The organism is uncultured Senegalimassilia sp. (genome assembly GCF_934632265.1).
Classification (GTDB): Bacteria; Actinomycetota; Coriobacteriia; order Coriobacteriales; family Eggerthellaceae; genus Senegalimassilia.
Genome location: NZ_CAKTYH010000159.1, coordinates 1 through 3,478, shown reverse-complemented (window position 1 = coordinate 3,478; position 3,478 = coordinate 1). Strand labels below are relative to the sequence as shown.

The 3,478-nt window shown below is 66.6% G+C and carries 3 protein-coding genes; all 3 read right to left on the bottom strand.

What is annotated here, in order from left to right:
• Nucleotides 1–1,476 (bottom strand): carbohydrate-binding domain-containing protein (locus tag Q0H50_RS08900; protein WP_294421562.1); only part of this gene is annotated, 1,476 nt, incomplete at its 3' end.
• Complete coding sequence (locus Q0H50_RS08895; RefSeq protein WP_294421560.1) at nt 1,477–2,172, bottom strand: DUF4956 domain-containing protein; 696 nt, start codon at nt 2,170–2,172, stop codon at nt 1,477–1,479.
• Nucleotides 2,165–3,301 carry a polyphosphate polymerase domain-containing protein gene (locus Q0H50_RS08890; RefSeq protein WP_294421558.1) on the bottom strand — a complete coding sequence of 379 codons (1,137 nt, stop codon included), beginning with the start codon at nt 3,299–3,301 and terminating at the stop codon, nt 2,165–2,167. Before Q0H50_RS08890 ends, Q0H50_RS08895 begins: the two co-directional genes overlap by 8 nt.
• Nucleotides 3,302–3,478: the final 177 nt, after the last annotated feature.

Here is a 3,478-nt window from a genome sequence, read left to right as displayed (position 1 = left end):
CTGGCCGCCCTGCCGCATGCCGGCAGCGTCGGGAGCCTGACCGCCCTGCCGCATGCCGGCAGGCGCTTGGCCGCCGGCATCCGGCGCCGCGGCACCGCCGCCTTGGCCGGGCGCGCCGGGCGTGCCGCCGTTGGGAAGCGTGCTGCTGACCATGTCGACATCGGAGTCGTCGGACAGGTCGGCCGCGCTGGCGTTCACGCCGTCATCGCTTGCCACGATGTGCGTATCGCCGCCGTTGACGTAGACCTTCTCCGCTTCGTAGCCCTCGTTGCAGCTGGTCACGTTCACGGTTCCGTCGTCGACAGTCAGCTTCGTCTCCGCATGGAACGCGTCGTCGCCCGCACTGGCCTCGATCGAGGCGCCCAGCAGGTGCATCTCCAGATCGGAGTGGAACGCATCATCGTTGGCCGCCACCGTCATGGAGCCGCCCGCAAGGCGGACGAGCGTCTTGCCCTGCACCGCATCGTCGCCTGCCTGGATGTCGAACGTGCCGCCGTCGATGCTCACGAAGCCCTTCGTCGGCTTGTCGTCCTTGTTCGACTTGATGCCGTCGCCGCCGGCCTGGATGCTGAAAACGCCGTCGCGGATCTTCACGCTATCGCGGCCGCGCAGGCCATCCTCTACGGCACTGATGTTGTACGTGCCGGATACAACGACCAGGTCGTCCTTCGAGCACACCGCATGGCGGTACGCGCTGGTCACGTTCAGCGTCCCGGACCCGTTCAGCGTCAGGTCGCAGCGGCTGAACAGCGTGGCGTATGGCTCATCGGAATCATCTTCCAGCGCGTACGACGAGCCATCGGACAGGCTGTTCTCCGTCCCCGCATCCAAGGTGACGAAGCACTTGTCCGCGTTGCACACGTAAATCGCCGGGCCATCCTCGTTGTGGACGGTCGCGCCCGCCAGCACCAGCTGCACCTTGTCGTCATCGCCGGCATCGACCAGCAGCTGCCCGTCGGTCAGCTCGCCCGACACGATGTAGGTGCCCGCCGACGAGATGACCACGCCATCGGCGCTCGCCTGAGCGCCCGCTCCCTGCACGCTGGCCGAATCGCCGGACAGCGTGATGACGGTCGCGGACGACGCATCATAGGAAGCGTCAAGGTCGCGCTTGGAATAGTCCAGGTCAAGGGCGCTTTCGTCAAACGCCGCCGCAACCTCCTCGAACGACGCGTACTCTGCGTCGGAAGCGCTTGCCGCAGCGGCCTGCTCGGATGCGGCCGAGTTTTCCGCATCCGTCGAAGTCGCCGCGCAGCCCTCCATCGCAAGCACGCCGCTCAAAGCCAGCAAGGCGATCGCGCCGCACGCCAGGCGCGTCAACCCGCGCACATCGGTGCGCTCCGTCACCGAAGACGCGCCCGCTGCGGACGCGGCGGCGTCGCGCCCCCGCTCATCCCCGCCAGCGGGAAACGCCTCGGAGCCCTCGGTCCCGGCTTCGCGAGCCGCCCGGGCGCGTCGGTTCGCAAACCAGCCCATTTAGAGCACCTCCTTGGAGATCTGCGCGCTGCTCAAGCTGACCTTCAGGTTCCCGTTCAGGCAGCGCACCTCGTCCATCAGGCGTTTCTCGATCCCGGGCTGCGCCAGGCGCACCCGGTACTCAAGCTGGTACAAACTGCCCATGTTCGTGGTGGAAACCTCGGTCAGCTCGTGGTCGGCGGTGTAGCGCGCCAGCACGGCGTCGAACATCCCGTCGAACTCCAGGTCCTCGGGAACCGTCACGCGGAGCATCTTCTCCGGCTGCTGCGGGCGCCCGAACGGCGACAGCACGTACACCACGTTCACCACGCCCACGATGAACGTGAACAGCACGGCCAGCGCGATGAAGCCCATGCCCGTGGCCAAGCCGATGGCCATGGCCAAAAACACGCTGCCGATATCCTTCGCGCTACCCGGGATGCTGCGGAAACGCACCAGGTTGAACACGCCCATGACGGCGATGCCCGCGCCAAGGTTGCCGTTGACCAGGGTGATCACCATCTGCACGATCAGCGGCAGCAGCGCCAGGGTGACCACGAAGTTCTTCGAGTACTTATGACGGAACATGTAAATGCAGGCCACGGCCGCGCCAAGCACGATGGACGCGGCGCAGCACATGAGGAACTGCACGGTGGACACGCTCGCCACCAGGGAATCGGTCGTCCCGAACACCGAGGAGAGGGCGGAATCAAGCACAACGATCATCCTTTCGTGAGGTCAGGGACGGGAAAGCATTGCGAACGGAGGAGGCGCCGACGGCGCGACGGACGCGCGAACCGGCCGCCGGGGCCGAGACGCGACGGGCGCGGGAATCGCGCTCCGAGGAAAGCCGGTCGATGACGGCCGTTTCCTGCGAGGAGGTTTGCGCTGACGAGCGCTGCGGGGAAGCCGCCGCGCCACACGCTTTCGACGCCGAAACCGCAGGCGACGCAACGGGCGCAGCCGCACCCCTTCGCATCGCATACCCCGCCCGAGCCGGAGCGGTCGCCGGCAACGGCTCGCGTCCGACGGCGCCTTCCGCCTGCGAAGCGCCGCGGCGCAAAAGCCGCACGACGCTGGCGGCGCGTTCGCACTCCTGGTAGGCGGCGCCGTACTTGCTGAACGACGACGGATACGCCTGGCACCCGCTGAGCACCTCGACCAACCAGGACGGATACGACCCCGAGGTCTTCACCTCCATGATCGTCTCGCCCAGGCCCAGAAGCGGGTGGAAGGCGCTGCCCGCCTCGCGCTCACCCGCCAGCACATCGCGATACGCGACGCCCGAGTCGAACGTGATGCGCAGCCCGTCGGCGTCGGCGCCCGGCACCGGGGCATACGCCGTGCGCTCGCACACGATGTACATGGAAGGGCGCAGGTTGCGATAGCGCGCCGTGAACGCATCGATCTCGCGGGCGATCTGGATGCTGTGCAGCGTGAGCGCCTCGTCCTGCTGCAGCTGGTCGGCCAGCGGGTTCTGCACGCAGGCGTTCTCGTAGGGCACGCGCCCCATCAGGTACGCATACGCCGCCGTCAGCGAACACCCCACGCGGCGCTTGTACACGATGCCGTCGTACTTCTTCTTGATCTCCACGTACACGCGCTCGCCCGAGGTCGGCGTGCCGTACCAGCGCACGCGCAGCTTCTCCTTGTACAGGGGCTTTTCCAGGCTGCGCGCGATCAGGTCGCGCGTCGGCGTGTCGAAGTACAGGCTGGTGATGCGCGTGCGGCCGAACTCGTCGGCGGCCATGCGCCCGGCCAGCGCGTCGAGCACTTCGCGATGCTGCTTCGCGTTTAAGCGGTATTTGACCTCTTTGCGCTCAAAGGTGTCGGTGAATGAAGCCATCGTTTCCTCCCAAGGGCCCAGCGGCCCAGGCTCGGGGAACATTTCGAGGCTAGATACTACGAACACACCCTTAAAGTTGACTGAAACCTTACATTCAGGAGACGAAAAGGCTTGAGCCGCGCCGGACACTCGGGGACGTAGGACTATCTGTCCGACGAAACGTCGGACAGATAGTCC

Excerpts from the sequence above, each read along its gene's own strand:
- Q0H50_RS08890 (WP_294421558.1), bottom strand. The coding sequence starts at position 3,301 with ATGGCTTCATTCACCGACACCTTTGAGCGCAAAGAGGTCAAATACCGC.